Source organism: Oscillibacter sp. CAG:155, assembly GCA_000436875.1.
Lineage (GTDB): Bacteria > Bacillota > Clostridia > Oscillospirales > Oscillospiraceae > Oscillibacter.
Genome location: FR890894.1, coordinates 1 through 4,823, shown reverse-complemented (window position 1 = coordinate 4,823; position 4,823 = coordinate 1). Strand labels below are relative to the sequence as shown.

Below are 4,823 nucleotides of genomic sequence, written 5' to 3'. Positions count from 1 at the left end.
GTTGTCGAACTGGCTGCCGAACTTCAGCAGATTCTGCAAATTCTTTTGGGGCGATGCCTTCGGCGGCTCCCCCACCTGGAACCTCAGCCGGATGCTGACCCCGGAGGCCTTCTCCGCCTCTTCGCACAACGCGCTCTTCACCCGGTCGTTCTCCAGCCGGCCCAGAGTGATATCATCCGGTGCATAAACCGTCAGCAGGTCGCCGGAAAGCGCTCCGGTACACATATCCAGGAATGCCCGATACATGGGCGGCAGACGTCCTTTACAGTTCTCCGCCAGAGCCCGCCACCAGTTTCCGTCTCCTGCTATGGCAGCAGGCGGAGCCGCTTTCGATGCCGTTGGCGCAGCGGTCGTCTGTCTGACTCTGGCCTTTACAGCGGGCGGGTCCTCCGGAACTTCAAAGATCCGCTGTCCCAGATCCTCCGGCATGGGCGGCTCTTCCGGCAGCGGCGGCTCCTCCCAAGGGGGCTCATCCACCGCCGGGGCTGGCATCTCGGAAACCGGACTCTCTTCCGGGGTTCCAGCAGTCCCTTCCCGGAACGCTTTGGGAGCCGGCGCTTCCCGGTGCAGCTTTGCTGTCTCACCACTTTTGGCAACGGCACCGTGAATCAGCTGCCCACGGGCGACGCCCTCCTCCAGCCGCTGAATCCGGGCCTCCAGGGCCGTCAGATCCCCGGAGAGGGACTCATCACACAGCCGCAGCAGACACAGCTCTGCGTCCGTGCGGCGATTGGAGCTGTAATAAAGGTCAGCGGTGGTCTTCTGCAGGGTGGTTGCCAGATAAATCAGCCGGACGGCGGAGACATCCTTCCCCAGCTTGTCCAGCGTGGCGCTGTCATATCCGCCGGAGAGCAGCGCCGCGCCGCCTTCCGGGGCGGTCCGCCGCAGCAGCAGATCCCGGACCAGCGTGCTCAGTTCTCCCAGTACGGCGCCTACATCCTTGCCGCCACTGTAAAGCTGGTTCAACTGCAGCAGAGCTGCTTTTGCATCCCGGTTCAAAATCTGTTCCATCAGCCGGGCCGTCTGGAGATTTCCCGCAAGGCCCAGCACCTCCAGCACAGCCGCCGCATCGATGGTGCCGCCCGCGGCAGCACACTGATCCAGAAGGCTCAGTCCATCCCGCAGTGCGCCGTCCGCCAGACGGCTGAGCAGTTCCGCCCCGTCAGGCGCCAGGGCGATGCCCTCCTGCCCGGCCACGTATGTCAGGCGGGATGCAATATCCTGGGGTGTGATGCGCTTAAAGGAAAAGCGCTGGCACCGGGACAAAATGGTGGCCGGCACCTTGTGGAGCTCCGTAGTGGCCAGAATAAACATCAGATGTTCCGGCGGCTCTTCCAGAATCTTTAAAAGGGCGTTGAACGCCGGCGTGGAGAGCATATGGACCTCGTCCACAATATAAACCCGCTTTTTCACATTGGCAGGGGAATAGATGGCCTCATCCCGCAGCGCCCGCACCTGATCCACGCCATTATTGGAGGCGGCGTCCAGCTCCAGTACATCCAGGAAGCTGCCGTTTTCGATCCCCTGGCAGCTGGCACACTGGCAGCAGGGGTCCCCATCCACCGGATGCTCACAGTTGACAGCCTTGGCCAGGATTTTGGCACAGGTGGTCTTTCCGGTTCCCCGGGTGCCGGTAAACAGGTAGGCATGAGAGGTCCGCCCCTCCGCCACCTGCTTTTTCAGGGTCTGGGTGATATGGGACTGGCCGATGACATCAGAAAACGTCTTGGGCCGCCATTTGCGGTACAGCGCCTGGTACATGACACACCTCCCGGAAAGAAAACGAAGTCCTCCGTATGCAGCTGCGGAACCGGCGCCCTCGCGGCACATGGAACATCCCGCTTAATGCTGCTCGGTTCCCCGCCTGACATGGTTCGCGGGCATCCATTGCGCGAGACCGGCTCCGCAGCTGCATGCGGAGGACTTTTTCATAGCTTATTCATTTTACTATACGCCGTGAAATTTATCAACCAAAAATTTTTGCTTTCCAGAAAAAAATATGCTTTACAAAGGGAAAATTTATGGTATAATATCATTTGCCGCTGAACATCAGTGGTAAATGGGGGCGTAGCTCAGCTGGGAGAGCGTACGGTTCGCATCCGTAAGGTCGAGAGTTCGATCCTCTTCGTCTCCACCAGAAAAAGAGACAGCCGTATGGCTGTCTCTTTTTTACGATTTAGATTTGCTGCATGAGGAGAGCGTTTCATGTCTGATCTTCGTTCTGAAATTTCACGCCGGCGCACTTTTGCCATCATCTCCCACCCGGACGCCGGTAAAACCACCCTGACCGAAAAGTTCCTACTCTACGGCGGAGCTATCGCCCAGGCCGGCGAGGTCAAGGGCAAGCGTGCCAAGGCCGCCACCTCCGACTGGATGGAAATTGAAAAGCAGCGCGGCATCTCCGTCACCTCCTCCGTCATGCAGTTTCAGCACGACGGCTTTTGCATCAACATTCTGGATACCCCGGGCCACCAGGATTTCTCCGAGGACACCTACCGCACACTGATGGCCGCCGACAGCGCCGTGATGGTCATCGACGGTGCCAAGGGCGTGGAACCCCAGACCCGCAAGCTGTTCAAGGTTTGCGCCCTGCGGCACATCCCCATCTTCACCTTTATCAACAAGATGGACCGGGAGACCCGGGACCCGCTGGAACTGTGCGAAGAAGTAGAGCGGGAGCTGGGCATCGACACCTATGCCGTCAACTGGCCCATCGGCTGCGGCAAGGAATTCCAGGGTGTCTATGACCGGGAAAAGCAGCGGATTCTCTTCTTCTCCGGCGAGGGTCACGGCAAAAAGGCTGCCTCCACCGAGGTGGCACTGGACGACCCGGAGCTGGAGGAACTGCTGGGCACTTCCAAGGCGGAAGCTCTGCGGGAGGAAGTGGAGCTGCTGGGCGCGGGCCGGGAGTTCGACCTGGACGCCGTGCGCCACGGCACTCTCTCCCCCGTGTTTTTCGGCTCCGCTCTCACCAACTTCGGTGTGGAGCCCTTCCTGGAAGAGTTTTTGCGGATGACCACGCCGCCGCTGAACCGCGTCAGCGACCAGGGCGAGGTGGACGCCTTCTCCCCGGATTTTTCCGCTTTTGTCTTCAAGATCCAGGCCAACATGAACAAGGCCCACCGGGACCGGCTGGCCTTTTTGCGGATCTGCTCCGGCAAGTTCCAGCGAGATGCGGAGTACTATCACGTCCAGACCAGCAAGAAGATGCGGCTGAGCCAGCCCCAGCAGATGATGGCTGCGGAGCGCGAGATCGTGGACGAGGCCTATGCCGGCGACATCATCGGCGTGTTTGACCCCGGCATCTTCTCCATTGGTGACACCATCACCGTACCGGGCAAAAAGTTCCGCTACTCCGGCATTCCCACCTTTGAGCCGGAGCACTTCATGCGGGTCTCCCCCAAGGATACCATGAAGCGCAAGCAGTTCATCAAGGGCACCGAACAGATCGCCCAGGAGGGCGCCATCCAGATCTTCAAGATCCCAGAGGCCGGCCTGGAAGAGGTCATCGTGGGCGTGGTGGGTACCCTGCAGTTCGACGTCTTTGAATACCGGATGAAAAATGAGTACGGCGTAGACCTTTACATGACCGGTCTTCCCTACGATCATCTCCGGTTCATCCAGGCCACGCCCTGCGATCCCAAAGATCTGGTGCTGTGCACCGGCTCCGCGGTACTGGAGGATTTCAAGGGCCGCAGCCTCATCGCCTTCGGCGGCGAGTGGTCCGTGGGATTCCTGACCAAGCACAACCCCGGTCTGGAGCTGGCAGAGTCCCTGTCTGTTTGATCTTTTTCCGAAACGGCCCTGTGGGGCCGTTTCTTTTTTTGCCTCCGCTTTGTGGAAATGGGATTTCCTTGTCACTTCCCTTCCGCCATGGTATCATCGGCCCATGAGGTGATTTTCATGCCGTTTAATCCCCACGCTTACTTTTCCATCAACTGGGAGTCCACCAAAGAAAACCTGCGGGACCTGATGGTCGGTCGGATTTCTCCGGAGGTTCTGGCGGAGGCGATGTTCGTCACGCCCAGGACCATCCGCAACTGGCTCAACGACCCGGAGCGCCCGATCTCTTTGGAAACGCTGGTGCTGCTGTCCAAATTTTTTGATGCGGACCTGCGGGATATTCTGGTATTTCAAAAACCGCTTCCGGTGACCGCTCAGACACTGGAGGAACTGCGCAGCGCCGAACGGGCAGCACCACTCCCCCGACCGCATGCCCCCTGTGACCGGGAATTTTCCACCCCGGAATCCTCTGACCAGCATCTTGCATTTCTGGAATGCTGGCAGGAGGGCATGCCCATCCGATCCCTGGAGGTCTTTTTGCTGTACCTGCCGCTGTTTCATCCTTACCTGCTGGCAGATGTGATGGGACGGCTGGGCGGAACCCCCAGACGGAACCACTATCTGGCGGAAAACCTGAAATTTCTCTACGACCACATCCCGGACTCTCCGGCCAAACAGTATGCGGACTGGTATCGCTATTACAAGCTGGAACCGCCCACCGTGGACACTGTCACAGACGGCAGCCGCACACCGGAGAAGCTGGAAAAGCTGGAGGCCTGGGTCCAGCTGCAGGAGACCCCGGAATATGGTGCCGCTTATGATGATTACCGCGCCAGGCTGACATCCTTCCAGTCCCGCTTTTTATCAGGCGCGGAACAGGCGGCACTTTTGGGGGAGGACGGCAAATGGTGAGCACCACGGACACTCTGACGCTGATGCTGCTGTTCGGCAGTTTTCTGCTGCAGCTGCTGACCTTTTTGAAAAAGGGATAAAAACAGCACGGCTTTCCGCCGTGCTGTTCTTGTTTGCAGATCTAGAAT

The 4,823-nt window shown here is 59.1% G+C and carries 4 protein-coding genes, 1 tRNA gene and 1 other RNA gene; 4 read left to right on the top strand and 2 right to left on the bottom strand.

Annotation, left to right across the window (positions count from 1 at the left end; all coding sequences use genetic code 11):
- Together dnaX and ffs are read right to left on the bottom strand one after the other, a co-directional pair.
- On the bottom strand, positions 1–1,761 hold a 1,761-nt coding region (gene dnaX, locus QZL67_RS05040; protein ID WP_292919893.1), incomplete at its 3' end, for a DNA polymerase III subunit gamma/tau.
- 43 nt (positions 1,762–1,804) lie between these two features.
- An RNA gene (gene ffs / locus QZL67_RS05035) (signal recognition particle sRNA small type) lies at positions 1,805–1,904 on the bottom strand.
- 157 nt (positions 1,905–2,061) lie between these two features.
- Here ffs and QZL67_RS05030 point away from each other — a divergent pair.
- From QZL67_RS05030 to QZL67_RS11660, 4 genes are all read left to right on the top strand, one after another.
- A tRNA-Ala gene (locus QZL67_RS05030) sits at positions 2,062–2,137 on the top strand.
- A gap of 68 nt (positions 2,138–2,205) precedes the next feature.
- On the top strand, positions 2,206–3,786 hold the full coding sequence (locus QZL67_RS05025) for a peptide chain release factor 3 (protein WP_022289664.1): 1,581 nt from the start codon (positions 2,206–2,208) through the stop codon (positions 3,784–3,786).
- Positions 3,787–3,903: 117 nt separating this feature from the next.
- The gene (locus QZL67_RS05020) at positions 3,904–4,695 is read left to right on the top strand and encodes a helix-turn-helix transcriptional regulator (RefSeq protein WP_022289663.1); all 792 of its coding nucleotides are present in this window, start codon (positions 3,904–3,906) and stop codon (positions 4,693–4,695) included.
- Positions 4,689–4,775 carry a putative holin-like toxin gene (locus QZL67_RS11660; protein WP_366914419.1) on the top strand — a complete coding sequence of 29 codons (87 nt, stop codon included), beginning with the start codon at positions 4,689–4,691 and terminating at the stop codon, positions 4,773–4,775. Before QZL67_RS05020 ends, QZL67_RS11660 begins: the two co-directional genes overlap by 7 nt.
- Positions 4,776–4,823: the final 48 nt, after the last annotated feature.